This is a genomic window from Mycetocola sp. CAN_C7 (assembly GCF_015752285.1).
GTDB lineage: Bacteria > Actinomycetota > Actinomycetes > Actinomycetales > Microbacteriaceae > Mycetocola_A.
The window spans coordinates 106,070-131,245 of sequence record NZ_JADOUY010000006.1 but is presented as its reverse complement, the minus strand read 5'-3'; the positions used below and the strand labels follow the sequence as shown (position 1 = coordinate 131,245).

Annotated in this window: 23 protein-coding genes and 1 pseudogene; 6 read left to right on the top strand and 18 right to left on the bottom strand. The window is 66.1% G+C overall.

Features of this window, described 5'->3' with window-relative positions:
- Nucleotides 1–4: 4 nt before the first annotated feature.
- The 3 genes from dapA to IWX78_RS14000 are packed head-to-tail and all read right to left on the bottom strand — an operon-like array spanning nt 5 to nt 2,353.
- On the bottom strand, nt 5–982 hold the full coding sequence (dapA, locus tag IWX78_RS14010; RefSeq protein WP_196834196.1) for a 4-hydroxy-tetrahydrodipicolinate synthase: 978 nt from the start codon (nt 980–982) through the stop codon (nt 5–7).
- 46 nt (nt 983–1,028) lie between these two features.
- Nucleotides 1,029–1,547, bottom strand: a complete 519-nt coding sequence (locus IWX78_RS14005; RefSeq protein WP_196834194.1) for a dihydrofolate reductase — start codon at nt 1,545–1,547, stop codon at nt 1,029–1,031.
- A complete protein-coding gene (locus tag IWX78_RS14000; RefSeq protein ID WP_196834192.1) occupies nt 1,544–2,353 on the bottom strand; it encodes a thymidylate synthase in 810 nt (269 codons plus the stop codon). The genes IWX78_RS14005 and IWX78_RS14000 overlap by 4 nt, the downstream gene beginning before the upstream one ends.
- A gap of 190 nt (nt 2,354–2,543) precedes the next feature.
- Between IWX78_RS14000 and IWX78_RS13995 the strand changes: the two genes are divergently transcribed.
- Nucleotides 2,544–2,969 carry an OsmC family protein gene (locus IWX78_RS13995; protein WP_196834190.1) on the top strand — a complete coding sequence of 142 codons (426 nt, stop codon included), beginning with the start codon at nt 2,544–2,546 and terminating at the stop codon, nt 2,967–2,969.
- A 1-nt stretch (nt 2,970) separates the two neighbouring features.
- The gene (locus IWX78_RS13990) at nt 2,971–3,891 is read left to right on the top strand and encodes a TIGR01777 family oxidoreductase (protein ID WP_196834188.1); all 921 of its coding nucleotides are present in this window, start codon (nt 2,971–2,973) and stop codon (nt 3,889–3,891) included.
- Nucleotides 3,892–4,202: 311 nt separating this feature from the next.
- Here the strand turns inward: IWX78_RS13990 and IWX78_RS13985 are convergent, their stop codons facing one another.
- Both IWX78_RS13985 and dapB read right to left on the bottom strand, forming a co-directional pair.
- Nucleotides 4,203–4,643, bottom strand: coding sequence for a hypothetical protein (locus tag IWX78_RS13985; RefSeq protein ID WP_196834187.1), 441 nt, complete (start codon nt 4,641–4,643; stop codon nt 4,203–4,205).
- Complete coding sequence (gene dapB, locus IWX78_RS13980; RefSeq protein ID WP_196834186.1) at nt 4,640–5,380, bottom strand: 4-hydroxy-tetrahydrodipicolinate reductase; 741 nt, start codon at nt 5,378–5,380, stop codon at nt 4,640–4,642. Before dapB ends, IWX78_RS13985 begins: the two co-directional genes overlap by 4 nt.
- 47 nt (nt 5,381–5,427) lie before the next feature.
- Between dapB and IWX78_RS13975 the strand changes: the two genes are divergently transcribed.
- The gene (locus tag IWX78_RS13975) at nt 5,428–5,886 is read left to right on the top strand and encodes a GNAT family N-acetyltransferase (protein WP_196834185.1); all 459 of its coding nucleotides are present in this window, start codon (nt 5,428–5,430) and stop codon (nt 5,884–5,886) included.
- A gap of 118 nt (nt 5,887–6,004) precedes the next feature.
- On the opposite strand, the gene IWX78_RS13970 is transcribed toward IWX78_RS13975, so the two are convergent.
- From IWX78_RS13970 to IWX78_RS13935, 8 genes are all read right to left on the bottom strand, one after another.
- On the bottom strand, nt 6,005–6,607 hold the full coding sequence (locus tag IWX78_RS13970) for a histidine phosphatase family protein (RefSeq protein WP_196834184.1): 603 nt from the start codon (nt 6,605–6,607) through the stop codon (nt 6,005–6,007).
- A gap of 5 nt (nt 6,608–6,612) precedes the next feature.
- On the bottom strand, nt 6,613–7,965 hold the full coding sequence (locus tag IWX78_RS13965) for a M16 family metallopeptidase (protein ID WP_196834183.1): 1,353 nt from the start codon (nt 7,963–7,965) through the stop codon (nt 6,613–6,615).
- Between the two features lie 76 nt (nt 7,966–8,041).
- Nucleotides 8,042–9,142 (bottom strand): aldo/keto reductase, encoded by a 1,101-nt coding sequence (locus tag IWX78_RS13960; RefSeq protein ID WP_334684749.1) that lies wholly within the window; start codon nt 9,140–9,142, stop codon nt 8,042–8,044.
- A 124-nt stretch (nt 9,143–9,266) separates the two neighbouring features.
- Nucleotides 9,267–10,112 carry an HpcH/HpaI aldolase/citrate lyase family protein gene (locus IWX78_RS13955; RefSeq protein ID WP_196834182.1) on the bottom strand — a complete coding sequence of 282 codons (846 nt, stop codon included), beginning with the start codon at nt 10,110–10,112 and terminating at the stop codon, nt 9,267–9,269.
- Entirely contained in the window at nt 10,109–10,612 is a 504-nt protein-coding gene (locus IWX78_RS13950) for a MaoC family dehydratase (RefSeq protein ID WP_334684748.1), read from the bottom strand. Before IWX78_RS13950 ends, IWX78_RS13955 begins: the two co-directional genes overlap by 4 nt.
- 29 nt (nt 10,613–10,641) lie before the next feature.
- The gene (locus IWX78_RS13945) at nt 10,642–11,808 is read right to left on the bottom strand and encodes an acyl-CoA dehydrogenase family protein (RefSeq protein ID WP_196834181.1); all 1,167 of its coding nucleotides are present in this window, start codon (nt 11,806–11,808) and stop codon (nt 10,642–10,644) included.
- Nucleotides 11,805–13,853 (bottom strand): acetyl/propionyl/methylcrotonyl-CoA carboxylase subunit alpha, encoded by a 2,049-nt coding sequence (locus IWX78_RS13940; RefSeq protein WP_334684747.1) that lies wholly within the window; start codon nt 13,851–13,853, stop codon nt 11,805–11,807. Before IWX78_RS13940 ends, IWX78_RS13945 begins: the two co-directional genes overlap by 4 nt.
- Before the next feature lie 4 nt (nt 13,854–13,857).
- Complete coding sequence (locus IWX78_RS13935; RefSeq protein ID WP_196834179.1) at nt 13,858–15,465, bottom strand: carboxyl transferase domain-containing protein; 1,608 nt, start codon at nt 15,463–15,465, stop codon at nt 13,858–13,860.
- A gap of 117 nt (nt 15,466–15,582) precedes the next feature.
- On the opposite strand from IWX78_RS13935, the gene IWX78_RS13930 reads away from it, so the two are divergent.
- Together IWX78_RS13930 and IWX78_RS13925 are read left to right on the top strand one after the other, a co-directional pair.
- Nucleotides 15,583–16,209, top strand: coding sequence for an SACE_7040 family transcriptional regulator (locus tag IWX78_RS13930; RefSeq protein WP_196834178.1), 627 nt, complete (start codon nt 15,583–15,585; stop codon nt 16,207–16,209).
- A gap of 26 nt (nt 16,210–16,235) precedes the next feature.
- Nucleotides 16,236–16,598: a hypothetical protein gene (locus tag IWX78_RS13925; protein WP_196834177.1), complete on the top strand. Its 363-nt coding sequence runs from the start codon at nt 16,236–16,238 to the stop codon at nt 16,596–16,598.
- Between the two features lie 3 nt (nt 16,599–16,601).
- Here the strand turns inward: IWX78_RS13925 and IWX78_RS13920 are convergent, their stop codons facing one another.
- Together IWX78_RS13920 and IWX78_RS13915 are read right to left on the bottom strand one after the other, a co-directional pair.
- Nucleotides 16,602–18,200, bottom strand: a complete 1,599-nt coding sequence (locus IWX78_RS13920; protein WP_196834176.1) for an ABC-F family ATP-binding cassette domain-containing protein — start codon at nt 18,198–18,200, stop codon at nt 16,602–16,604.
- 280 nt (nt 18,201–18,480) lie between these two features.
- Nucleotides 18,481–19,797: pseudogene (locus IWX78_RS13915) on the bottom strand (MFS transporter); the annotation flags it as partial.
- A 128-nt stretch (nt 19,798–19,925) separates the two neighbouring features.
- Here IWX78_RS13915 and IWX78_RS13910 point away from each other — a divergent pair.
- On the top strand, nt 19,926–21,437 hold the full coding sequence (locus IWX78_RS13910) for an HNH endonuclease signature motif containing protein (protein ID WP_196834174.1): 1,512 nt from the start codon (nt 19,926–19,928) through the stop codon (nt 21,435–21,437).
- A 91-nt stretch (nt 21,438–21,528) separates the two neighbouring features.
- Here the strand turns inward: IWX78_RS13910 and IWX78_RS13905 are convergent, their stop codons facing one another.
- From IWX78_RS13905 to pdhA, 3 genes are read right to left on the bottom strand one after another with little or no spacing between them, the layout of a single operon-like run.
- Nucleotides 21,529–22,947 carry a dihydrolipoamide acetyltransferase family protein gene (locus IWX78_RS13905; protein ID WP_196834173.1) on the bottom strand — a complete coding sequence of 473 codons (1,419 nt, stop codon included), beginning with the start codon at nt 22,945–22,947 and terminating at the stop codon, nt 21,529–21,531.
- Nucleotides 22,944–23,957: an alpha-ketoacid dehydrogenase subunit beta gene (locus tag IWX78_RS13900; RefSeq protein WP_196834172.1), complete on the bottom strand. Its 1,014-nt coding sequence runs from the start codon at nt 23,955–23,957 to the stop codon at nt 22,944–22,946. Before IWX78_RS13900 ends, IWX78_RS13905 begins: the two co-directional genes overlap by 4 nt.
- The gene (gene pdhA, locus IWX78_RS13895) at nt 23,954–25,108 is read right to left on the bottom strand and encodes a pyruvate dehydrogenase (acetyl-transferring) E1 component subunit alpha (protein WP_442929256.1); all 1,155 of its coding nucleotides are present in this window, start codon (nt 25,106–25,108) and stop codon (nt 23,954–23,956) included. Before pdhA ends, IWX78_RS13900 begins: the two co-directional genes overlap by 4 nt.
- Nucleotides 25,109–25,176: the final 68 nt, after the last annotated feature.

The following is a 25,176-nucleotide window of genomic DNA, read 5'->3' as shown; positions in this document are numbered from 1 at the left end:
TGCGTCAGCGCGTGGTGCCGTGCACCTGTGGCAGAGCGCCACCGGCTGCCGCGTTGCGGTCTGGACGGAAGTTGGAGAAGTCCACTCCCGGGATGTTCTTGACGAGGTCGATCTCGTCCTCGATCTGGGCTGCTTCCCACTCTTCGGGGCCGACGAGAGGAAGTCGGACGCGCGGGCTGCCGATGCGTCCGAGCCCGTGCAGGATGTACTTGGCTGCCACCGTGCCAGGCACGTGCGTCATGACGGCACGGACGAGCGGTTCGAGCTTCTGGTGCGCGAGAGTCGCTGTGGCGAGGTCGCCGGCGTTGACTGCGTCGACCATCTGACGGTACGGCTTCGCGGCGATGTTGGCGGTGACGCCGATGAGGCCAGCAGCGCCGATGGAGAGGTGCGGCAGGGCGTTGGCGTCGTCGCCGGAGAAGTAGAGGAGGTCGGTCTGGTTGAGCACGCGGCTGACCTCGGAGAAGTCGCCCTTCGCATCCTTGACGGCGAGGATGTTGGGGTGCTTGGCGGCGCGAAGGATGGTCTCGTACTTGATCGGGACACCGGTACGGCCGGGGATGTCGTAGAGAATGACCGGAAGGTCCGTTGCATCCGCGATCATTCGGAAATGGGTGAGGATGCCGGCCTGCGTCGGCTTGTTGTAGTACGGCGTGACGATCATGACGCCGTCTGCTCCGGCCTTCTCGCTCTGCCGGTAGAGGTCGATGGCGTGGGCGGTCTCGTTGGACCCGCCGCCGGTGATGATCTTCGCGCGACCGGCTGAAACCGACTTGCCGACCTCGACGAGGCGCAACTTCTCCGGGTCGGTGAGGGTCGAGGTCTCCCCCGTCGTTCCGGTGACGACGATGCCGTCCGCGCCGGAGTTGATCACGTCGTCCATGTGCTTCTCGACGCCGGGCCAGTCGACTTCACCGTCTGCGGTGAACGGGGTGACGAGCGCTACGAGGACCTGACCGAAGGGATTCACGACGTTAGACACAGGTATCAGGGTACCGGGTGCAGCGGATGCCGCATCCCATCCGCGCTCAGTTCGACTCGTATCGGAGGAACCGGTAGTCGATGCCTGAGGCCGAGGTGCGCCAACCGTCGACCGGGTCGGTCGCTGCAAGCCGCCAGCGTTCGGTGATGGCGGGCGCGACGGCATCCCCGTCGATCACGTCGCGAATCATGGTCACCTCGAGCCGATCGGCGGTGTCGATCACCGCGGAGAAGATCTCGGCTCCCCCGATCACCCAGACGAACTCGTCTGCCGGGATGTCGTCTGCGGCGAGCGCCAGCGCTGCCGCGATCGAGTCTGCGGTGTCGACCCCGTCTTCCTGCCAGTCCGGCTGCCTGGTGACGACGATGTTGCGTCGTCCGGGGAGCGGACGGAACCGTTCCGGCAGGGAATCCCAGGTCTTGCGGCCCATCACCACCGGGCTTCCGAGAGTGACGTCCTTGAAGTGCGCGAGGTCCTCGGGGAGATGCCAGGGCAGTACACCGGCGTTGCCGATCGTGCCGTTGGCGGCCTCGGCCCAGACGAGTCCGACGCGCGGGAGGCTCATACCGCCACCGGGGCCTTGATCGCCGGGTGATGCTGGTAGTCGGCGATCACGAGGTCGTCGAAGCTGTAGTCGAAGACGCTGGCCGGGTGCGCGGTGATCTCGAGGCGCGGCGCCGGGAACGGATCGCGGCGCAGCTGCTCGGTGACCTGCTCGATGTGGTTGTCGTAGATGTGGCAGTCGCCGCCGGTCCAGACGAAGTCGCCGACCTCGAGGCCGGTCTGTTCGGCGACGAGGTGGGTGAGGAGGGCGTAGCTCGCAATGTTGAACGGCACACCGAGGAAGAGGTCGGCGCTCCGTTGGTACAGCTGGCAGGAGAGCTTGCCGTCTGCGACATAGAACTGGAAGAGAGCGTGGCAGGGGGCGAGTGCCATGTCGGGGATGTCTGCGGGGTTCCAGGCAGACACGATCAGACGCCGGGAATCCGGTGTGGCCTTGATCGCCTCGATGACGTCGGTGATCTGGTCGATGGTGTCGCCGCCCGGAGTCGGCCAGGAGCGCCATTGCACGCCGTAGACAGGGCCCAGCTCGCCGTCGGCATCCGCCCACTCGTCCCAGATGGTGACACCGTTATCGCGCAGCCAGCCCACGTTGCTCTCGCCGCGCAGGAACCACAGCAGCTCATAGGCGATCGACTTGAAGTGCACCCGCTTCGTTGTGATGAGCGGAAACCCCTGGGAGAGGTCGAATCGCAGCTGACGTCCGAACACGCTCGTCGTGCCGGTCCCTGTGCGGTCGGTCTTGCGCGTGCCGTTCTCGAGGGTGTCGCGCAGGAGGTCCTCGTACGGTGTCGGAATCGTCGCAGCCATGGCTCCAAGGTTACCCACCGACGCGGGCTTCAGTTGCAGTTCGGTGCTGGTGTCGTCGGGCGGATGCCTTCGCGCCGACTCGCGGCTCGGCATCCGCTGTGAATTGCCGCGATCGAGTGACCTCGCCGGGGCTTCCGGTTAGGCTCGGCATGCGGCGGGACCGCCGTGCGAGTATTTCTTGGAGGACACCATGGCAGTGACCAGCGAAGCAACAACGGTATGGAACGGAACCCTGTTCGAAGGATCGGGAACTGTTTCACTCGACTCGTCGAAGGCCGCACAACTCCCCGTGAACTGGAAGGCCCGCGCAGAGGGATCCGAGAGCGTCACGACGCCAGAGGAACTGCTCGGAGCGGCACACGCCGCATGTTTCAGCATGCAATTCTCGAACATGCTCACTGAGGCCGGCCACGCGCCGGACAGCATCCAGACGACCGCTGCCGTGACCTTCCAGCCCGGTACCGGGATCTCGGGAAGCCACCTGCTCGTGAGCGCGAGCGTTCCCGGGATCAGCGAAGAAGACTTCGAGCGCATCGCGAACGAGGCCAAGGCCACCTGCCCGGTTTCGCAGGCCCTCGCCGCAGTCCCGATCACCATCGAGGCGAGTCTCGCCTGACGTGGCATCCGACGAACGGACGGATGCCGTGAAGCGGGTCGTCATCGCCGGTGCGTCCGGTCTGATCGGGAGTGCGCTCACCGCAGCCCTTCGCGGGCGTGGAGACGAGGTCGTCCGCTTGGTGCGGAGCAACCCGGCACCCGGTGATGTGCTGTGGGACCCGGCAGCCCGGCGGCTCGACCCCGCTGTGGTGGACGGCGCGACGGCCGTCGTGAATTTCTCGGGGGCATCCATCGGTCGATTGCCCTGGACGCCCGGATACAAACGGGAGATCCTCGCATCGCGGCTCGCTGCGACGAGCACTCTCGTCACAGCGATCCGTGCTGCTGCGGTGGCGCCCGAGGTCTTTGTCAGCTCATCGGCTGCTGGGTTCTACGGGTCCCGTCCGAACGAGGACCTGACCGAAGACAGCGCGCGCGGCACCGGGTTTCTCAGCGATGTCACCGCCGAGTGGGAACGCACGGCGCTACGAGCGAGCGACGTCACCCGGGTGGTGCTGGCGCGGAGCGGGATCGTCGTCGCAGCCGACGGTGTGCTCAAGCCGCTCCTGATTCTCACCCGGGCGGGGATCAGCGGCCCGTTGGGCGGAGGTCGGCAGCACTGGCCATGGGTGAGCCTCGACGACGAGGTTCGGGCGATCGTGCACCTGATCGACGGCGGGCTCTCGGGCCCGGTGAACATCACGGGACCGACGCCTGCGACCGCAAACGATCTGATGCGGCATCTCGCCTCGCGGATGAAACGCCCGTTCTTCCTGCCTGCGCCGGCTTTCGCGGTAGCGGCTGTGCTCGGTGATGCCGCGCGCGATCTGCTGCTGGTCGATCAGCGCCCAGCGCCCGAACGGCTTCTCGGAGACGGGTTCGAGTTCAGGCACACGACGGTGCAGAGAGCGGTCGACGCTGCGCTCAGGCAGCGGCGCTGACCGCGATTTGCCGGTCAGGCGGACGACGGTAGCAGTCGGTGCCCGCGAGCCGCCGCGGCATCCCTCTGCTGCAAATTCAGGAGATTGATGCCGACACGCCGTATGGGATCGCTCTCACGACGGCGTGTCGCGAGTTTCTCCTGAAATGTGGATGTGTCTCCTGAATTCGGCGCCCGCGATGCAGCGCCGGAGCTGAGTTGCCACCCTTCGTCGTTACTTCACACGGTGCGCGACGATTCGTGGCACATCAAGCCGCAGATGAACCACGGATGCCACGAGACGCGACGTCATCGATCCGCGCGAGCGATTCCTCAGGAGTCGGCGTGCAACCGAATCGCCTCACGGATCGCCTGGCGCGCACGCCGACGGTCCCCCGCACCGTCGTAGGCGAGGCCGAGTCGATACCAGGGTCTCCAGTCATTGGGCGCAGCCTCGACCGCAGCCCGGTAGTGCGGGAAGACGGCGTCGACGGCATCCCGGTCGGGCCGCCCACTCGGGCTCACCGGGATCTCCTCAGCCGGCAGCGCGTTCTCGGACTCGAGGATCCTGCCGAGCTTCTCGGCTCGCATCCCGAAGAAGAGTTCGCGGGCGAGAGCCCACGCGCCGATCAGCGGCAATACGATGAGGGCCACGCCGATCGCTATCGCGACGGGCTCGCCTGTGAGCAGGAACTTCACGGCCCGGTCGCCGACCAGCACCAGGTACAGCACGAGAAGTACGGCCATCACGGCCACACCGATACGAGTGGTCATGCGGGAGTGATCCCGAGGTCCATCAGGTTCTCGAGCCCGACCGTCAGCCCCGTCGCCGTGCGGGCGGCGTCGAGCGCGAGCAGGATGCCCTGCTCATACGACCGCGCGTCGATGGTGTTGTGGGTGATCGAGAGGGTCTCCCCCGTTCCGCCGAACAGCACCTCCTGGCGGGCGACGACTCCGTCGAGCCGCAGACTGTGGATCGGGATGCTCGACACCTGCTGACCGCGCGCACGCTGATCGGTGTGCGGCGCCTCGACCGGCCCCAGCCCCGCGCGGGCCTCCCCGATCAGTTCGGCGGTGCGCACGGCCGTTCCGCTCGGCGAATCGACCTTCGTCGCCCGGTGGGCTTCGACAATTTCGATCGAGTCGAAGAATCGCCCGGCGATCGTCGCCAGGGTGGTCCCGAGCACGGATCCCAGCGAGAAGTTCGGGATGATGATGACCCCGGTATCGACCTCGGCCAGCTCGGTTCGCAGGGTGGCGAGACGGTCACGCGACCATCCGGACGTGCCGACGAGCACGTTGGCACCCGAACGGATCGCATGCGACACGACTTTCTGCGACACCGCGGGCGCCGTGACGTCGACGACGATGTCTGCGCCGTCCATCTCCTCCAGCGCGCTCGAGGAATCCAGGCGAGCGATCACCTCGAAGTCCGAAGTCTCGTCGATCAAACGCGTAAACAACTGTCCCATCGTGCCGCTTGCCCCGACCACTGCAACGCTCGTTCCCATCCCCCCAATCTACAGGCCGGATGCCGGCGCAGGATTAGGCTGGACGGGTGCCCGAATTCACCGCTGCTCCCGTCACCGACACCATTGCTCAGGAACTTCTGACGGAGTATTTCTCCAGCAGGGAGCTGAGTTTCGTCGGAGGAACCTACGCGGTCACCTTCCCCGCTGCCGAACAGTTCGATCCGCCCGCCGGAGTCTTTGTCGTCGTGCGGGACGGAGATCGCGCGGTGGGGTGCGGCGGCATCCGTCGTTTGTCTGCCGAACGCTACGAGGTGAAGCACCTGTTCCTGCGCCCGGAAACCCGCGGGAAGGGCTGGGGGCGTGAGCTGCTCGCCGATCTGGAACGCCGCGCGGTCGAGTTCGGCGCCACCGAAGTGGTTCTCGACACCAACGCGACGCTCACCGCAGCCGGCGGGCTGTATCAGTCGATGGGCTACACCAGCATCGAGCCGTACAACGACAACCCGAACGCCACCAACTGGTACCGGAAGGACCTCGCCGGCTGACGTCCGCCCGCGACGTCGGGCGATCCATGCGGCACTTTCTTGCCGATGCTGCAGTTGCAACTGCAGCATCGGCAAGAAAGTGCAGCACGGACCCCCGGAAGGGGCCGACAGCCGCGGTTCAGACGAGCAGCGGGTCGGGCAGGCCGGTGCGCAGTTCCATCGGCAGGTGCGCCAGGTCGTTGTGGGTCAGCAGGGTCCACGGACGGCCCGGCTTGCGCTGGATGATCGTCAGACCACAGTGAGCCTGGTCGAGCGTCATCCACCTCCACGCAGGAGCCCCGAGCACTTCACGGACGAACCAGGCGATCACGAAATTGTGGGTGATGAGCAGGTCGTGGCGCTCACCTTTGCGCGGCGCCAAAAACTCGGCGGTCGCATCGGCCATCTGGGCGGTGCCCGCATCGACCTCCGCCTCGGTGACGGCGCCGAAGAACGGTGCGTAGGCCGATGGCATTTCGGTGGTCTTGCCCGTCGGCACGCAGTCCATCAGCAGAGCGCTGGGCTGGGACTCGATCGACGGCATCCGTTCACCGATGATGCGGGCCGTCTCGGACGCACGCTGCAGAGGCGAGTGGTACGTCGCCGTCAAGGGAAGCCCCCCGATGCGCTCAGCGAGCAGTTGCCCCTGCCGTCGCCCACGCGCAGATAGCGGGCCGTCACCCATGCCGTGCTGGGCATCCTGCTGCTCACCGTGGCGGACAAGGTAGATGTACTGAGACACGAAAGTCACTCCTGGTGGTTCCCGGCGAAACCGGCGAACACGTCATCATCGACGGCTCCGACAGCGGCGAGGGAGAGAGGGCGGGAGACGAGATCGGCGGCGAGAGCCTGGACCTCGTCTGCGGTGATGAGGGCAAGCCGTTCAAGGCTCTCGTCGAGGTCGAGGAACTCACCGAGCGTGATCTCGGCGCGGCCCAGTCGCGACATCCGCGTGTCTGAGTCTTCGAGAGCGAGGGCGGATGCTCCGGACAACTGCCCGTAGGCGCGCGCGAGTTCGTCTGCGGTGACGCCATCTTCGGCGAGGCGCTGAAGCTCGGAGAGCATGAGATCGGCAACCTGTCGTGCCTTCGCCGGGGAACAGGCACCGTACAGCCCGAAGACGCCGGCATCGGAGTACGAGGCGGCGAACGAGTACACGGAGTAGGCGAGCCCGCGTTTCTCGCGGACCTCCTGGAAGAGCCGAGACGACATGCCTCCGCCGAGGATCGAGTTGAGCACACCCATGGTGAGGCGGCGGTCATCTGCCGCAGCGAGGCCCGGGAAGCCGATGAGCACGTGGACCTGCTCGATCGGCCGGGTCTCGACCGACAGGTGGGAGCGCCTGGTGACGACGGATTCGTCGAGGACGCGCCGTTCGACCGGACGGGCCGTTGCGGTGAGATCCCAGCCGGCGGCGCTCAGCGCTGCGGTGACGTCGGCGACGAGGGCGTCGTGATCGACAGCCCCTGCCGCGGTGATGACGAGGTCCTGCGGCCGGTAGTTCTCGCGATAATGGGCGAAGACCGCGTCACGAGAGACCTCGCGGATGACCTCGGGTGTGCCGCCGATGGGACGCCCGAGTGCGTGGTCACCAAGGACCGCCTCGAACAGGTTCTGACTGGCGACGTCTGCCGGGTCGTCTTCGGCCATCGCGAGTTCTTCGAGGATGACTCCGCGTTCGGTCTCGAACTCGGTCGGGTCGAGGAGGGACCCGGTGAGCATGTCTGCGATCACGTCGACGGCCATGGCGAGATCGCGGTCACGCACCTTGGCGTAATAGCAGGTGTGCTCTTTGGCGGTGAGCGCGTTGTGCTCGCCGCCGACCGAGTCGAACGCGATCGCGATGTCGAGTGCTGTGCGCGTCGGGGTGCCCTTGAACAGGAGGTGCTCGAGGAAGTGCGTCGACCCGTACCCGGCGGGGAGTTCGTCACGCGAACCGACGGCAACCCAGTAGCCGAGCGTGGCGCTGCGGCTCCCTGGCACATGCTCGCTGAGGATGCGGACGCCGCTCGGCAGAACCGTGCGACGGACGAGGGCATCACCGGATGCCGCGAAGGACAGCTCGGCTACATCGAGCGGGAGTTCAATGGCGCCGTTCATTCCCTCAACCCTACGGCAGAGCTCTGACACTGTCGCCCGCCCATCCGGGGGCTGTCACAGCGGAGTCGAGCTCGGGTCAGACCCGCGCGGCACGTTCGAGTTCGACGAGTTGGCCGCGGGTGAGGCGGATCGCCGGGGATGCCACGAGAGCGTCGACCTGCTCGGGCAGCGACGCGCTGACCACCGGGGCGACGATTCCGGATTTGGCCTGCAGCCACGCCAGCGCGATGGATGCCACGGGGGCGTTGTGTTCTGCGGCGACGTCGTCAAGGGCGTGCAACACGCGCAAGCCACCCCGGTTGAGGTGCCTGGCGACCCTGGCGCCACGAGCGGACCCGTCGAGGTCGGACTTCGACCGGTACTTGCCGGTGAGGAATCCGTTCTCCAGTGCGAAGTAGGGCATGACACCGAGGCCCTGGCCCCGGCTGACCAACCCGAGGTCACCCTCGAACGGCTGACGGTGCATGAGGCTGTAGTGCGTCTCGAGAGCCTCGAACCGCGGGTAGCCCGCAGCGGAGAGAATGCGCGCTTCGACGAGTCGTTCGGCGCTGAAATTGGAGGCAGCGAGGTACCGGACCTTGCCAGACTCGATGAGCCACTGGGCTGTGCCGAGGCTGTCTTCGAGGGGGACGGAGCGGTCGTCGAGGTGAAAATAGAGCAGGTCGATGTGACCGGTCTGCAGGCGTTCCAGGCTCGCCTCGACGGCGCGCACCATGCTCACCGGACCCAGACCCGGGTTGTCTGGGTGGTTGCCGATCTTCGTGGCGATAACGATGTTGTCGCGGTTCTTGCGTCGCGACATCCACTGCCCGATGATGTGCTCGCTGCGACCAGCCGAGTAGCTGTCTGCGGTGTCGATGAAGTTGCCGCCGAAGTCGTAATAGCGGTTGAGGATCGCCGCGCTGGCGTCGACAGGTGCCGTCCAGCCGAAGACACTCGTGCCGAGCGCGACCGGAAAGACACTGAGGTCGGTCTGACCGAGCGAGCGGCGGATCGAGGAGCCCAGACCGGCCCCATCTCCCATGACCGGGATCGGCGACGACGGATGCTCGGCGGCCGGGGTCGATCGCGAGGACGGACGCTTGTGCTGATCGGGCCGGCCATCGGCCTGGCCGGGCTCGGAGCCACCAGCCTCAGCATGTTCGGAGGCGAACAGGCGAGGCATCATCCTCGACATGTGATCACGCTCCTCGCCCGTTATTCGGCGGGAGTCGAGATACTCAGCGCCCCCGCACCTGTGGCCAGAATATGCCAGCCCACCGACACTCCCCGACCGCACAGGCGACCACGAGCGAAATACTTCATAACGATTTGATATCGCCGTATTGTCCGCCCGAAATACCGGCTCGTCTGAGCAGCGATCGGGCGTTTCGCAGGACCGGTTCGTCGACCATCCTGCCCTCGAACCGGAACACTCCCGACGCCGTTTCCGCCGCGCCCAGAACCGCTCGCGCTGCGGCGATGTCGATGTCCGACGGGGCGTAACCGGAGCGGATCGTCTCCACCTGCCCCGGGTGGATGCAGGCGGTCGCCGCAAAACCGGACGCGGCGGCATCCGTCACTTCGTCGGCGAGGCCGGAGTGGTCGGCGATGTCGAGATGCACGGAGTCGATCGCCACACGGTCGTGTGCCCTGGCCGCGAGGAGCACTCGCGATCGGGCATGGACGGCGACGGCTCGATAGGCACCGTCGGTGCCGCGGCTCGACGTGCCGCCGAGGGATGCGACGAGGTCTTCAGCGCCCCACATCAGGGCGACGACCGACCGGTGGGCGGCGATCTCGGGCGCGGCGAGGATGCCTCGCGCCGTCTCGCATAGCGCGACCACCCGGAATCCGTGAGGGATCAGATCGAGCTGCGCAGCGCTCTCGGTTTTCGCGAGCATCACGATGCGGTACCCGGTCGAGGTCACTGCGGCGATGTCGGCGGTGAAGTCGTCGGTGCCCGCCGGGTTGAGCCGCACGATCGTCGTGTCCGGATCGAGCGGATGCTCCGCGATCGCCCGCCTCGCCGCCGCACGCTCTGCGGGCAGGATGGCGTCTTCGAGGTCGAGAATGACCGCATCCGCGCGTGAGGCCGCCTTGGCGTAGCGGTCTGGCCGATCCGCCGGGCAGAACAGCAGCGCAGGGCCGAGGTCGAATCCGGTCATGGTGCCGCGTCCTGGCACCAGAACAGCGTGTTGCGCACGGCGGTCACGACGACGACGCCTTCCTGGTTTCGTCCGGTGTGTTCAAGGGTGACGATCCCCTGGCCCGGTCGCGACGATGACAGTCGCTTCTCGCGGACGACCGTTTCGGAGTAGAGCGTATCGCCGTGGAACAACGGGGCAGGAAACAGCACCTCCTCGAATCCGAGGTTCGCGACGATGGTGCCCTGGCTGAGTTGGGCGACGGATGCCCCGACAACGGTGGACAGCGTGAACATCGAGTTCACGAGTCGCTGACCGAACGGTTGCGTCGCGCTCCACGCCTCATCGAGGTGAAGCGACTGCGTGTTCATGGTCATCGTCGTGAAGAACACGTTGTCGGCCTCAGTGACCGTGCGACCGGGGCGATGGCGGTAGACGACATCGAGATCGAACTCCTCGAAGTACAAGCCACGCTGTTCGATCACGCGCCGATCGTCGGCCGGGTCCCGGGTTGTCGACACTCTGCGCTCCGTTCGTTTTCCGCAACAGCCTAGGCCTCGAAACCGAGTTCCCTGGCGATGATCATCAGCTGGACCTCGCTCGTTCCCTCACCGATCTCGAGGATCTTCGAGTCACGGTAGTGACGCGCAACCGTGTTCTCGTTGAGGTAGCCGTACCCGCCCCAGATCTGGGTGGCATCCCGGGCGTTGTCCATGGCCGCCTCACTGCCGAGAAGCTTGGCGATCGATGCCTCCTTCTTGAACGGTTTGCCGGCGAGGAGCAGGGAGGCTGCATGGTAATACGCCATCCTGGCGGCGGTCGCCCGAGCCTCCATCCGCGCGATCTTGAAAGCGATGTACTGGTGTGAACCGATGTTGCGGCCGAACACGTTGCGGGTCGCCGCGTAGCGAACGGCCTCGTCGACGCAGCCCTGCGCTGCACCGGTGCACAGCGCGGCGAAAGCGATGCGGCCCTCGTCGAGCACCTCGAGAAAGTTGGCGTATCCGCGGCCCCGTTTGCCGAGCAGGTTCGCTTCGGGCACGCGCACGTCGTTCAGCGTGAGCGGGTGGGTGTCTGAGGTGTGCCAGCCGACCTTGTCATATGCTGGCCCGACGGTGAAGCCGTCGATCGGCGTGGGAACGAGGATCGTCGACAGCTCCTTCTTGATGCTGCCGTCCGCCCGAGTGCTTTCGCCGGTGACCGCCGTGATCGTGACGAGCCGGGTGATCGGGGTTCCCGAGTTGGTGATGAACTGTTTGGTGCCGTTGATCACCCACTCTCCGTCGTCGAGGTGGGCATTCGTTTTCGTGGCACCGGCATCCGACCCGGCTTCGGCCTCGGTGAGTCCGAAACCGGCGAGCGCTTCACCTTTCGCGAGCATCGGCAGGAACTCGTCGCGCTGCGCATCCGTGCCGAACCGAAAGACGGGCATGGCACCGAGCCCGACGCCGGCCTCGAGGGTGACCCCGATCGACTGGTCGACGCGACCGAGTTCTTCGACCGCGAGGCAGAGGGCGAAGTAGTCCTGCCCCTGGCCGCCGTATTCGGCCGGGAACGGCAGACCGAACAGGCCCATCTCACCCATCCGCGCGATGATCTCCATCGGCAACCGGCGTTCGGTGTCGTAGGAATAGGCGGCAGGCGCGACGACGGTGGTGGCGAAATCCCGAACCTCGTCGACGATCTTCTGGTGGGCTTCGGTGAGCTCGGTGTTCATTCGGTGTCTCCTTCGACAGTCGAGAGGTCTGGTTGGGGGGTGAGGGTGGCGACAAGCTGGTCGAGCTTGACGAGATCGCCGGCGACGACGTGGATCTCGACCTGACCGGAGACACTCGCCGTGAGTTTGTGCTCCATCTTCATCGCTTCGACGACGACGAGGGTGCTCCCTGCCTCGACCACCGAGCCTGTGCTGGCGTCGACACTGATGACCGTGCCTGGCATCGGCGAACGCACCTCCGGACTGTGCGGGTGGTCGGCGCGTGAGATCCGGGCGAGGCGGGCCGCGAGGAGTGCGTCCCGGGTGAGCACCGGCAGTTCGATGCTGACACCTGCGTCGGAGATCCAGACCGAGGTTCCTGCGTGCGCGAGGCGAAGCGTCCGTGTGCCGCTCCCCCAGGTCAGTGCGTGCGTCAGGTCGTTCACACGGCGAAGGGACGCCGGGCATGCGTCGCCGTCTCCGACCCGAACGGATGCCGCGTCAGCAACGCCGAGGACGGCCACAGTCGCCGTCTCGTCGCCGTCGAGGGCAAACGTGTAGGTCGTCGGCCTCGGCTCGCCGAGCCTCCACCCGCTCGGACGAGACCAGGGCGAGCCGGTCGAGACCGTTTCGCGTTCCGCATGCAGCAGGAGAGCTGCGGCGGCAAGGATGGTCTCGTCTGCACGCCGGAACCGGAGGCCGGGCAACCGCCGGTCGATGAGCGAGGTGTCGAGGTTGCCCGCGCGGACGTCGTCATCGGCGAGGAGCATGCGGAGGTATTCGATGTTGGTCCGGACTCCGAGGATCGTGGTTTCGGCGAGCGCCCGATCGAGTCGGCGCAGGGCTTCGGCGCGGTCGGCGCCGAGCGCGATGACCTTGGCGAGCATCGGGTCGTAGTCACTGCCGATCACGAGCCCGCGCCGGAGCGAGCTGTCGACGCGGATGCCGTCACCGGTTGCCTCGTGGAGCTCAAGAACGGAGCCGGTTGCCGGCAGGAAACCGCGCTCGGGGTTCTCGGCGTACACCCGCGCTTCGATCGCGTGACCGGTGAGCGTGACATCGTCCTGACGCACGGAGAGGTACTCGCCCGCAGCGATGCGCACCTGCTCGGCGACGAGATCGAGTCCGGTGACTTCCTCGGTGACCGGGTGTTCCACCTGGAGCCGGGTGTTCATCTCCATGAAGAAGAACTCGTCTGGGCGTTCGGCGGAGACGAGGAATTCGACAGTCCCCGCGCCGGCATATCCGACACTTTCAGCGACGCGGCAGGCGGCCTCGCCGATTCGTGTTCGGGTCTCGGAGTCGAGCAACGGTGAGGGTGCCTCTTCGATCACCTTCTGGTGACGGCGCTGCAGCGAACATTCGCGTTCACCCAGGTGGATGACGCCTCCGTGGCTGTCGGCGAGCAGCTGCACTTCGATGTGCCTGGGCTGGGGGATCAGACGCTCGAGAAACAACGTGTCGTCACCGAACGCTGCTGCGGCGACACGGCGGGCCGTGACCAGGGCGTCCTCGAGGTCGGCCGGGTCATCCACGGCGTGCATTCCCTTACCTCCTCCTCCTGCCGATGGTTTGATCAGGAGCGGGTATCCGACGGCCGTCGCAGCTTCGGCGAGCTCACTGTTGCTCAGGCCGGGTCGAGAATCCCCCGGAATGACCGGGACCCCGCTGGCCGCCACGTGATTCTTCGACCGGATCTTGTCGCCCATCACCTCGAGCGCCTCGACGCCAGGTCCGATGAACACGATTCCTGCGTCGGCACAGGCGCGCGCGAACTCGGCGTTCTCCGACAGGAAGCCGTAGCCGGGGTGGATCGCGTCTGCACCACTCGCTCTGGCGGCGTCGATCACGGCGGCGATGTTGAGATAGCTCTGTGCGGCAGGCGCCGGTCCGATGCGGACGGCGGCGTCGGCATCCGTCACGTGTTTCGCATCCCGGTCGGGGTCGCTGTATACCGCGACCGAACGGATGCCGAGGGCACGCAGGGTGCGGATGATGCGGCAGGCGATCTCGCCACGATTGGCGATCAGGACGGTGCCGAACGGAGGGGTCGTCGTGTCGGTCACCGGGTCACATCCGGAACAGGCCGAAGGCCGACTCGGGAAGCGGCGCGTTGGCGCAGACGTCGAGGGCGAGGCCGAGAAGCGTGCGGGTGTCTGCGGGGTCGATGACCCCGTCATCCCAGAGCCGAGCGGTCGAGTAGTACGGGCTTCCCTGGGAGTCGAACTGCTCGCGGATCGGAGCCTTGAAGCTCTCTTCGTCGTCTACGGACCAGTCGGTGCCCGCACGTTCGTGTTGTTCTCTCTTCACCGTGGCGAGAACGCCTGCTGCCTGAGGACCGCCCATGACCGAGATCCGGGAGGCCGGCCACATCCAGAGAAAGCGCGGCGAGTAGGCCCGCCCGCACATCGAGTAGTTTCCGGCGCCGAAGGATCCCCCGATCACGACGGTCAGTTTGGGCACCCGCGTGGTGGCGACGGCGGTGACCATCTTCGCGCCGTGCTTGGCGATACCCCCGGCTTCGTAGTCACGCCCGACCATGAAACCGGAGATGTTCTGCAGGAAGATCAGCGGGATGCCCCGCTGGTCGCACAGCTCGATGAAGTGCGCGCCCTTCTGCGCCGACTCGGAAAAGAGCACGCCGTTATTCGCGACGATGCCGACCGAGTGGCCGTGGAGTCGGGCGAAGCCGGTGACGAGCGTTGTGCCGTATTCCTTCTTGAACTCGTGGAACTCACTTGCATCCACCAGCCGTGCAATGACCTCGCGCACGTCGTACGGTGCCTGCACGTCGGTGGGGACTGCCCCGTACAACTCGTCGATCGGGACGAGCGGCTCACGGCTCGTCGTGATCGACCACTCGGGGGCGGATGCCGGGGGCAGGGTCGCCACGATGTCGCGCACGATCGCGAGAGCGTGGGTATCGTCTTCGGCAAGGTGGTCGGTGACTCCGGAAACGCGGGCATGCACGTCTCCCCCTCCGAGTTCCTCGGCGGTGACGATCTCGCCGATGGCCGCCTTCACGAGAGGAGGGCCGCCGAGGAAGATGGTGCCCTGCTCGCGCACGATCACCGTTTCGTCACTCATCGCAGGAACGTAGGCGCCGCCGGCGGTGCACGAACCCAGCACCGCGGCGATTTGTGGGATCTTTCGCGCGGAAAGCTGGGCCTGGTTGTAGAAGATCCGGCCGAAGTGATCGCGGTCGGGAAAGACGTCGTCCTGCATCGGGAGAAATGCTCCGCCCGAATCGACGAGGTAGATGCATGGGAGCCGGTTCTCCAGAGCGATCTCCTGAGCACGGAGATGCTTCTTCACCGTGAGCGGGTAGTAGGTACCGCCCTTGACCGTCGCGTCGTTCGAGATGACAAGAACGTGGCGACCGTGCACCAGGCCGATTCCCGCGATGACGCCGGCGCCCGGGCTCGCGTTGTCGTAGACATCGGTGGCAGCAAGAGGTGCGATCTCGAGAAAAGGGCTGCCCTCATCGAGGAGCTCATCGATCCGGTCACGAGGGAGCAGTTTGCCGCGTTCGATGTGCCTGGCTCGGGATTTCTCCGGACCTCCACGAGCGGCTGCCGCGAGGCGCCGGCGCAGGTCTGCGACCAGCGCGCGCTGGTCGGCCTCGTTGCGGAGGTACGACTCGCTCGACGCGGAGACCGAGGAGATCAGTGTCTGCATGGACAGTTCCCTTATGCACTTGAGGACGGCCGAGATCTCGGTTAGTCTTCGTTAACTGACCCCGACGTTAGTATGAATTAACTCAAATGTCCAGCATCGCTTCCGACGGAGGGCGCCATGGCCGACGACACCACGATCGACCGCCGAAGAGACAGCACGGACTCCGGTGAGCTCCGCATCGGTCGCAGCGAAGCCAAGGCCCAGCGACGAGAAGCGCTGCTCGCCGCAGCCGCGCATCAATTCGCTGAGCGCGGCTTCAACGGGGTGTCGATCGAAGACCTCGGCTCAGCCGTCGGCATGAGCGGGCCAGCGGTGTATCGGCACTTCGAGAGCAAGCAGGCGCTGCTCGCCGCCATTCTCATCGACGTCAGCCGCGAGCTCCTCCACGGAGGAACCGAAGTGGTGACGAGGGCTCCCGACGGCGAGCTGGCGCTGCGGGCTCTCGTCGAGTTCCACGTGCGATTCGCTCTCGCCAATCCGGATGTGATCCGGGTTCAGGATCGCGACTTCGACAGCCTGTCCGATGACGACAGGCACACGGTACGCACCCTGCAGCGCCGCTACGTCGAACTGTGGGTCAACATCCTGCAGCGCATGCAACCGGCGATCGCCACCGCGGTCCTGCGGATCCGTGCCCACGCCGCATTCGGGCTGATGAACTCCACGCCGCACAGCGTGCAGCAGCTCCCCCATGACGAGCTTCGCGACACCCTCGAGCGGATGGCGTTCGCCGCGCTGCGCTGACCCGGAAGTGACGTAGCCTGTGGTGCATGGCGCGCAACGACGATGAGCTCCAGCCGACGGCACAGCCGTCGAGCCTGCCGCCGACCGAGCGTGCGCATCCCGGATACGAGGTCGTCGCTCCCAATCTGAGCCGGGTCTCCGCCGCGACATTCCGCCGCGGATCGATCAGCCGCCATCGTGTCAACATCGCGGTCGGCATCCTTCTCGTGATCGCCGCGGCCGTTCTCACGCTCGTGCTTTTCGCCGATGTTCTCTTCGCGAACCTTGGCAGCATACTGATGTGGCTTTTTATCGTCGCCGCAGCCGTCGGGATCGTCGGACTTGCTCTGATCAAACGGGACGAACAGCGAGCCCGGCGAGCATCCGTCAGCTTCGAAAGGAACGACTGAGGGTCATCCCGCGGTGGTGAGTCCTCCGTCTGCGTCGAGTTCCCACACAGCATCGAGGTCGAGCCGATCGAGAAAAACGTCGTCGTGGCTCACCACAATCACCGCGCCCCGGTAGCTGCGAAGTGCATCGACGAGCTGATCGACGCTCTGCAGGTCGAGGTTGTTCGTCGGCTCGTCGAGAAGGAGGAGCTGGGCAGGCGGGTCGGCGAACAGGAGCCGCGCCAGCGAGACCCGGAAACGCTCGCCACCCGACAGCGTGCTCACGGCGCGGTGCACATGGTCTCCCCGCAGCAGGAAGCGGGCGAGTCGATTGCGCAGAACACCCGGTGGAACGGTCGGCGCGGATGCCTGAACGTTGTCGAGCATGCTCGCCTCCTCGTCGAGACCGTCGAGCCGCTGCGGGAGATACCCGACTCGGTCGGTGAGCAAGGCGGCTCGAACGCCGTCTGCCGGGGCATCGCGAGCGTGCACGAGACTCTCGAGAATGGTCGTCTTTCCGACACCGTTCGGCCCGACGATGGCGACCCGTTCAGGCCCCTGAATCACCATCGTGCCGTTCGTTGCGTGCAACTCCGCAATCCGTCGCCCGCGCGAAACATCGGGGTCAGGAAGATCGAGACGGATGCTCTCGTCGTCGCGCACCCGTGACTCGGCCGCCTCGAGCACGGCCTGGGCCGAGCGGACGTCGCCGTCGAGATTCGATCGCATCTTCCCCGCTGCCACTTCGGCATTCGACCTTTTCTGGTTCATCACGATCTTCGGGGCGCGGTTCTCCTGCCGCGCCTTCTTTCCGGCCTGGACCCGTGTGGCGATCTTCGACTCGGCTTCGAACCGCTGACGCTTCTCCACCTTCACGGCCTGGCTTGCAGTCCGCATCGCCTGGATCGCGGCGGCCTGCTCCTGGTCGAGGTGTGCACGCCAGGCACTGTACGGCCCACCGAACACCGACAGCGCGCCGGCATACAACTCCGCCGTCTCATCCATCTGCTCGAGAAGCGAAACATCGTGACTCACGACGATGAGGGTGCCCGGCCACATCGCGACCAGGCGAGCCAGCCGCCTGCGAGCATCCCGATCGAGGTTGTTCGTCGGCTCATCGAGGAGTGTGATGGCTGTGCGGCGCAGCCTGAGACCGGCCGTAGCGACAAGCATGGCTTCCCCACCGGAAATCTGACTGACGCGTCTGCCCAGGTCGGACGGAAGCCCGATTGCGTCGAGAGCTTCGACCGCGCGCGTCTCGATGTCCCACTCATCGCCGAGAACCTCGAAGTGCGACATCGCAACGTCTCCGGACTCGATCGCGCGCAGCGCCGTCAGCTTCTCGCTGATCCCAAGCAGGTCAGCGACTGTCGCATCGACTCGCAATGTCAGCGATTGAGGGAGGAAGCCGACGTCACCGGACGTGACGATTGTGCCGGACTCCGGGACGAGCTGGCCGGCGATGAGACGCAACAATGTCGACTTGCCGGAACCGTTGGTGCCGACGAGGCCGGTGCGACCTGAACCGAAGTGGCCGGAGACGCGCGACAGTGCGACGTCGCCGTTCGGCCAGCGAAAACTGACGTCGGTCAGGGAGACGGACGAAGGGGTGTGGAAAGACATATGACTCCGAAGTGTTCAGCGGTCGCGCTGAATACCGGAGCCGGATGAGGCGGGTCGACGGTCGTCAGCGCGCGGAAAGCGGCGCGGAACCGTTGGTCTTCACAGGAGTCACCTATCGTCAGGAACAGAAGTAGCAATCATGACAAAGGAGTGGGAGCTTCGCAAGTGTTCTCGCTGACAGCGCGGTCGTTTCTCACTCGGACCGGTCGAGAGGTTCGGCAGGCACCTCGACGGGCGCGGCCGCCGCGGCATCCGTCTCGACCGGGTCGGCAGTTGGGTCGACCGCCGGGTCGACGACAGGATCGAGCGGGTGCAAGATCTCATCACGTGGGAGCCGGAACAACAGGATCGTGACCACGGCCAGCACGACGGGGATCACGCCGGCGGCGAGGAACGCCGGTGCCAGCCCGATGGCCTCACCGACCGGACCGGCAACGGCCATCGAGATCGGCATGAGCGCCAGGGAGACGAAGAAGTCGAGACTCGACACCCTCCCGAGAAGGGCAGGCGGCACGCGGCGCTGCAGAAGCGTTCCCCAGATCACCGTCGCAGCCGAGAAGGTGAAGCCGACGATGAAAAGCGCGATCACCATTACCCACAATTGCGACGTGTAACCGATGATGAAAAGCGGAATGCAGCCGGCACCCCAGAGCAGATTCATGATGGTGAGATAGCGGCGGGGCAGCTTCATCGAAGCGACCACGAGGGAGCCGATCGCGCCACCGATCCCGAATGCGGCCAGTGCCAGGGCGAAGGCCGCAGGCCCACCTCCCGTCTGGTCGCGAACGGCGAACGGGAGCAGAACCTCGATGGGGCCCATGATCACGAGAACGAGCAGGCACGCGAACAGGAGCGTTCCGAGCAGCCACGGCGTCTTCCACATGTAGACGAAGCCCTCGCGAAGGTCAGAAGTGAGCGCTCGAAGCGGATGCAGAGGCTCGCCGGTCTCTCTTCGTACCGGGGTCGCGCGGATCAATACGAGACCGCCGACGGCCAGAAGCTGTGCTCCTGCAACGAGGGCGAAGGCGAGGCCAGGCGAGAATGCCGCGATCGCGGCACTCGCAAGAGCGGGGCCGGCCGCCTGCATGATCGTGGGACGGAGCATTCCCTCGACGCCGTTGGCCGCCAGAAGATCGTCTGCTGGCAGGATCGACGGAAGAAGCGCAGAGTATGCCGGATAGAAGAACCCGTCTGCGACGCCGAGAACGAATGTGATAACGACGAGGTGCCAGAGCTCGAGGGTACCGCTCAGCGCCAGCACGGCCGCGGTGGCGATGGATGCGGTTTTGGTCGCCTCGACCACGAGCAGGATGTTGCGCTGCGGCACTCGGTCGGCGAGTACACCGCCGAAGAGCACGGCGACGAGCATTCCGATCGCGTTGCCCGTTGCGACGAGCGACAGCTCTGCCGGGCCGCCACCCAGCGCGATCACCTGCCACACCACAGCGACGATCCACATGCCAGCGCCAAGCAGCGAGAGGGTCAGAGCCCCAGCGAGCAGGCGGTATTGGCCGAGGCGGAACGGCTTCAGCGCGCGTGGCAGTCGCGCCCACGAGATGGAGCGGGCTGGCGTGGCATCCGAATCGATCTCCGGCATGCTGGAATGTTAGCGGCGACATCCGACATCGCGACAGTGGTATCTCACTCGTCGATTGGTCGAGATTTCCTCTGTGGATAACTCGAATATATCTTCGAATGTCCGCGGGATTTTTGGTACACTGGGTCATGGCCTCGATCATCGATCCGATCCGCGAGACAACCCTCGGGTTGTTTGATCGGCTGGCCGGGTACGAAACCGCCACCGACTGCCCCGCCCCGTCCTTGTCGTTGTTGCTGGACCGGGTGGAGGACGCTGATCTGGAGCCGTTGCTGCGGGATGCGGCCGCGATCCGGTCGGAGTTCGATGCGATCATCGCCGCCGGTGCCGGGGTCGTTGCGAAACGTTCCGAACTGGAGCTCGGCTACGCCGGTCTCGCGCAACGCACCGGACACCGCACCCCGGTCGCGATGGTGCAGTCATTGACCGGGTCGACCCGCACCGAAGCCGCGCGGCAGGTAAAACTCGGCGAAGCGATGGGTGCAGCGGATGCCGCCACCCACGGGGCGATTGATGCGTCGCCGGATTCGTCCCTGGTCCCGGAGCCCGACGGTGCGGTTTCATCGGTGATGCGGGTGGTGCCCTGGTACGAACCGTTGACCCGGGCGGTGGCTGAGCACCGGTTGAAGTCCGAAGCGGTCACCCCGATCCTCCGCGGCCTTGGTGAACCCACCGACACCTGCAGCATCGACTCATTACGCGCGGCGGCCGACGAACTCCTACAGGATTCCGTCGGGGTGAATGCAGACGAACTCGGCCGGCGGGCCCGGATGCTCCGCGACCGGATCGACCCTGAGGGTGTCGCCCGGCGATTCACCGAGCACTACGAGCAGCGATCGTGGCGGTTCAGCCGCAACGAGAGCGGGATGCGAACCGCGTGGGTGCAATTCGATGACGAATCCGCCGCCTGGATCGACGCGATCGTGAGCTCCGCGCTCAGCCCTCGACGCGGCGGCCCCAGGTTCGTCGATCCCGACGACGTGGCCAGGGCTCAACAACTCGTGGGTGACCCCCGCACCAATGACCAGCTCGTGTTCGACCTGCTCATCGACACCCTTCGAGCGGGTTCACAGGCCGACCCATCGACGATCTTCGGCTCCCGCCAACCCGGCGTCCGCGTCGTCATCGCCCACGACCAACTCGCCTCCCAGACCGTCACCGGTCAGCCCGACGGCACCGGGTTCTTCGAAGAAACCGGGGCAGCCGTACCCGCCAGACTCATTCGCAAACAGACCTGCGACGCCGGAACCCGCACCGTCCTCACCGACTCCGGCGGGAACCCATTGGACGTTGGCCGGGATCAACGCCTGTTCACCAGCACCCAACGCGTCGCCCTCGCGATCCGTGACGGCGGCTGCGAGTTCCCCGGGTGCGACCGACCCCCGTCCTTCTGTGAAGCCCACCACATCAACGAATGGGCCAAAGACGGCGGCGGCACCGACCTCGCCGATGGAATCCTGTTCTGCCGACATCACCACATGCTCAGCCACAACAACGGATGGACAGTGACCAGGCACGGCTCTGCCTACCGGATGATCCCACCCAAGAATGTCGACCTCGAACAAAGACCCATCAAGCTGGAGAGCAAATCCGCGCTCCGAGTCACCTGGCAGGACCCCGCGCCAACCGGCACTGACTAGAAAGCAGTCCACCGGCTGAGCCAGTCGCGGAACGGTCGACTTCCCGAGCATTGCGCTTGTGCACCCGGGCCCCGGTGGCCGACCATCCGCATCACACCATCGTGAGAACCATCGCCGGATCCCGCAGAATCGTCCCCACGTCGACCAGGAAACGCGAACCCTGCTCACCGTCGACCAGCCGGTGGTCGAACGACAGACTCAGCGTCATCACCTCACGCAACGCGATCTCACCTCGGTACTCCCACGGCGTCCGTCGAACGGCACCCATGGCGAGGATCACAGCTTCGCCCGGATTGAGGATCGGAGTGCCAGCATCCACACCGAAGACTCCGACGTTGGTGATCGTGATCGTGCCACCGGAGAGGCTACGGGGACTGGTCGAACCCGCCCTGGCCTCATCGATGAGCGTGTCGAGGGCGTCGCGGAGCTCAGCGAGGGTCAACGTGTCAGCCCGTTTGATATTCGGCACGATCAGACCACGACCGGTCGCCGCAGCGATCCCGAGATTCACGTGCCCGTACTGCACGATCTCCTGAGCGTCGTCATCCCAGTGCGAGTTCACTGACGGGGTACGCGCCGCGGCGAGCAGCACCGCCTTGGCCACGAGAGTGAGGATGCTCAGCCGTTTACCGGCGAACTCTGTTTTCGTGGCCAGCGAGCGAACCAGATCCATCCCTGCTGTCACGTCGACGGTCAGGAACTCGGTGACGTGAGGAGCGGTGAACGCTGACCGCACCATCGCCTGTGCGGTCGCTTTCCTCACGCCCTTCACCGGGATGCGGACATCCTCGCGGGTCGTCCCCGGCATCAGGCGCTCAACGCTGACTTCTCTCCCGACAGCGACGGATGCCGCCGACTCAGCCGCCACCGCGCGCTGCACGTCGTCGCGTGTGATGAGCCCGTTCTCGCCGCTGCCCTGGAGCCTGGCGAGGTCGATGCCCAGATCGCGCGCAAGCTTGCGCACCGGCGGAGTCGAACGCGGTCGTTCCCGCAGGTCGTCGACGGTCGCCAGCCCTGGCGTCTGCTGAGCCATCGACCGATCGGGCGCGACGGCGGGAACGAGCGTATCCGCCGATTCCCCGTTCCGCGATGCGGTAGCCGCCCAGCCGCGCACCCGACGGATCGGCCGCGCACCGCCCTCGATCCTGGGTCCGTACCCGACGAGCACCGCCTGCCGTTCGGCGGGAGCCGGGGCTGCCGGCGCTTTGTCTGCTGCGCCATCCGCCGCGACGACAGGGGCGGGTGTCGCAGCGGTATCTCCATCGCCACCGTCGACGTCGAACTCGACGATCGGCTCCCCCACCTGAACGGTGGCTCCTTCATCGGCGAACAGCTGTGACACCACCCCGGCGAACGGCGACGGGAGTTCGACGAGCGCCTTCGCGGTCTCGACCTCGGCGATGATCTGGTTGAGGGTGACGGTGTCGCCGACCGCGACCTTCCACGCCACGATCTCCGATTCCGTCAGGCCCTCGCCAAGGTCAGGCAGGGCAAACCGTTTCGCGCTCATGCCGTCGCCTTCCATCCGGTGAGAGAGTTGCGGCGTCCGAGCACGCGATCGACGGCGTCCAGAAGCCGATCGAGATCGGGCAGGAATGCTTCCTCGAGAGCGGCGGGCGGGTATGGCGTATCGAAACCGGTGACCCGGACCGGGGCAGCCTCCAGCCAGTCGAAACAACGCTCGGTGACCGCTGCCGATACCTCTGCCCCGATTCCGCCGGACTGAGCGGCCTCGTGGGTGACGACCAGCCGGCCGGTCTTGCGCACCGACTTCTCCACCGTCGCGAAGTCGATCGGAGACAGCGACCGCAGGTCGATCACCTCGATGGCGATTCCGTCGTCGGCGGCCGCAGCCGCGGCATCCAGTGCAGTGGGAACGAGCGGGCCGTACGCGACGAGGGTGACATCCGTTCCCTCGCGGACGACCCGAGCGCTCCCCATCGGGAGCGCGTCTGAACCGGGGTGCTCGTTCACGTCGCCCTTGAGCCAGTAACGGCGCTTCGGCTCGAAGAAGAGCACCGGGTCGTCGCAGGCGATCGCCTGCTGAATCATCGTGTGGGCGTCCTGCGGGTTCGAGCAGGAGATCACCCGAAGCCCTGCCGTGTGGGCGAAGTACGCCTCCGGCGACTCGGAGTGATGTTCGACCGCGCCGATACCGCCTCCGAACGGGACACGGATGGTGACCGGCATCCGCACTTTTCCGCGGGTGCGGTAGTGCAGCTTCGCCACCTGCGCGACGATCTGGTCGAATCCCGGATAGATGAACCCGTCGAACTGGATCTCCACCACCGGTCGGTAGCCACGAAACGCGAGGCCGACCGCCGTCCCGACGATGCCGGCCTCGGCGAGCGGGGCGTCGATGACCCGCCGGGGGCCGAATTCCTCCTGGAGTTTGTCTGTGACCCGGAAAACACCGCCGAGCTTGCCGATGTCTTCGCCGAGAAGCACGACCTTGTCATCGGCAGCGAGCGAGCGACGGAGTCCTTGATTGAGGGCGCCCCCGAGAGACATCACGGTCATGACGCACCCCCCTCGAAGGAGGCGAGATAGGCCGCGTACTGGCTCTTCTGACGTTCGAGTCCGGAGTGCGGCTCGACGTAGACCTCGTCGAACACCGTCATCGGGTCAGGGTTCTTATCGAGCGCAACGCAGGCGGCACGCATCTCGCGCGCGACCGCATCCGCCTTCGACTGCACCCGGGCGGCGGTCTCGTCGGTCAGCGCGCCGCGGTCTTCGAGGAGACTTCCGAGCCGGGAGATGGGGTCTTTGCGTCCCCACACCTCGAGATCCTCTGCGGGCCGGTACCGCTTGGGGTCGTCCGAGGTCGTGTGCGGGCCCATCCGGTAGGTGACCGCTTCGATGAACGTCGGTCCGCCTCCACTGCGCGCGCGGTCGAGCGCGATGCGGGTGGCTGCCAGAACGGCGAGCACATCGTTGCCGTCGACCCGGATGCTCGGGATGCCGAACCCCGGTGCGCGGTCGGAAATATGGCGGTGGGCCTGGAGCCCGACGGGCTCGGAGATCGCCCACTGGTTGTTCTGGCAGAAGAAGATCACGGGAGCCTGGAAGCTGGAGGCGAAGACCATGGCCTCATTCACGTCGCCCTGGCTGGTGGCTCCGTCGCCGAAATAGGCGATCGACACGGAGTCGACGCCGTCGTGCTTGCAGCCGAGCGCATACCCGGTGGCGTGCAGGGTCTGCGCCCCGATGATGACCGCCGGGGTGGCCATGCCGACCTCGTATGGGTCCCAGCCCGCCGATGCGACGCCGCGCCAGACCTTGAGCATGTCGCCCAGGTCGACGCCGCGCGTGTAAGCGACACCGTTCTCGCGATAGCTCGAGAAGACGAAATCGTCTTTCCGAAGTGCGCGACCTGATCCGATCTGCGCAGCCTCCTGGCCAAACAGCGGTGCCCACAGCGCAAGCTCACCCTGACGTTGGAGGGCGGTCGCCTCGGTGTCGATCCGGCGAATGACGACCATGTCTTCGTAGAGGCTGACGAGCTGACTGTCGGAGACGTCGGCCACCCACGGGTCGAAGCCGGGGCTCTCGGCGCGAGTGCCGTCCGGGCGGATCAGCTGGACGATGTCTTCGAGCTGACCGGGGTCGAGATCCGGGTCGGATCCGTCGGTCAGCGAGGCGGTTCGAGTGTCTTCGTGGGTTGTGGACACAATTACACGCAACTTTCTCTCGTGCACTGCGTGCTCCTGGATCGCAGCAGCTCGCAGCATCTGGCGCC

What these genes read in the sequence shown, in the direction of transcription:
- IWX78_RS14005 (WP_196834194.1), bottom strand. Translation starts at nt 1,547, where the DNA reads ATGAGCCTCCCGCGCGTCGGACTCGTCTGGGCCGAGGCCGCCAACGGC.
- IWX78_RS14000 (WP_196834192.1), bottom strand. Translation starts at nt 2,353, where the DNA reads ATGGCTGCGACGATTCCGACACCGTACGAGGACCTCCTGCGCGACACC.
- IWX78_RS13995 (WP_196834190.1), top strand. Translation starts at nt 2,544, where the DNA reads ATGGCAGTGACCAGCGAAGCAACAACGGTATGGAACGGAACCCTGTTC.
- IWX78_RS13985 (WP_196834187.1), bottom strand. Translation starts at nt 4,643, where the DNA reads ATGACCACTCGTATCGGTGTGGCCGTGATGGCCGTACTTCTCGTGCTG.
- dapB (WP_196834186.1), bottom strand. Translation starts at nt 5,380, where the DNA reads ATGGGAACGAGCGTTGCAGTGGTCGGGGCAAGCGGCACGATGGGACAG.
- IWX78_RS13965 (WP_196834183.1), bottom strand. Translation starts at nt 7,965, where the DNA reads ATGAACGGCGCCATTGAACTCCCGCTCGATGTAGCCGAGCTGTCCTTC.
- IWX78_RS13960 (WP_334684749.1), bottom strand. Translation starts at nt 9,142, where the DNA reads ATGTCGAGGATGATGCCTCGCCTGTTCGCCTCCGAACATGCTGAGGCT.
- IWX78_RS13955 (WP_196834182.1), bottom strand. Translation starts at nt 10,112, where the DNA reads ATGACCGGATTCGACCTCGGCCCTGCGCTGCTGTTCTGCCCGGCGGAT.
- IWX78_RS13945 (WP_196834181.1), bottom strand. Translation starts at nt 11,808, where the DNA reads ATGAACACCGAGCTCACCGAAGCCCACCAGAAGATCGTCGACGAGGTT.
- IWX78_RS13935 (WP_196834179.1), bottom strand. Translation starts at nt 15,465, where the DNA reads ATGCAGACACTGATCTCCTCGGTCTCCGCGTCGAGCGAGTCGTACCTC.
- IWX78_RS13930 (WP_196834178.1), top strand. Translation starts at nt 15,583, where the DNA reads ATGGCCGACGACACCACGATCGACCGCCGAAGAGACAGCACGGACTCC.
- IWX78_RS13925 (WP_196834177.1), top strand. Translation starts at nt 16,236, where the DNA reads ATGGCGCGCAACGACGATGAGCTCCAGCCGACGGCACAGCCGTCGAGC.
- IWX78_RS13920 (WP_196834176.1), bottom strand. Translation starts at nt 18,200, where the DNA reads ATGTCTTTCCACACCCCTTCGTCCGTCTCCCTGACCGACGTCAGTTTT.
- IWX78_RS13910 (WP_196834174.1), top strand. Translation starts at nt 19,926, where the DNA reads ATGGCCTCGATCATCGATCCGATCCGCGAGACAACCCTCGGGTTGTTT.
- IWX78_RS13905 (WP_196834173.1), bottom strand. Translation starts at nt 22,947, where the DNA reads ATGAGCGCGAAACGGTTTGCCCTGCCTGACCTTGGCGAGGGCCTGACG.
- IWX78_RS13900 (WP_196834172.1), bottom strand. Translation starts at nt 23,957, where the DNA reads ATGACCGTGATGTCTCTCGGGGGCGCCCTCAATCAAGGACTCCGTCGC.